This is a genomic window from Gluconobacter sp. P1D12_c (assembly GCF_018812105.1).
Lineage (GTDB): Bacteria > Pseudomonadota > Alphaproteobacteria > Acetobacterales > Acetobacteraceae > Gluconobacter > Gluconobacter oxydans_A.
In genome coordinates this window covers 1-378 of sequence record NZ_JACSIQ010000769.1, presented here as the reverse complement: position 1 = coordinate 378, position 378 = coordinate 1, and the positions used below count along the sequence as shown (strand labels likewise).

Here is a 378-nt window from a genome sequence, read left to right as displayed (position 1 = left end):
GGCGGCGGCATCCGTCGTCTTCCATTTTCGGATGAACCGAAACTTCCGGTCGATGGACACGTGGGATTTGTAGCCAAAGAACGGGATAGCGAGATCCGTTGCGGGCATACTCCCGTCATCCTGCCGTTTTGCTTTCGTGAACTTCAGCGTCCAGCGCGCATGACGATCCTTGTGCGACAGCTTTGCCGACTTGTCCTGCCAGTCTTCGGGAATACGTCCTGCCCGGAGATCTGCYTTCTCRGCRTTCGTRTTGCGCTGCTTTGGAGCSGCCACCAGCGTTGCATCCAGGATCTGGCCCGACATCGGCAGATAACCGGCGTTCCTCAAAATAGTGTCAAAGCGATTGAACAGACCCTCGATCGCTCCCACCTGCGTCAG

General features: G+C 57.1%; 1 pseudogene. It reads right to left on the bottom strand.

Features of this window, described 5'->3' with window-relative positions:
* Positions 1-378, bottom strand: a pseudogene (locus tag KP705_RS19120) (IS5/IS1182 family transposase); the annotation flags it as partial.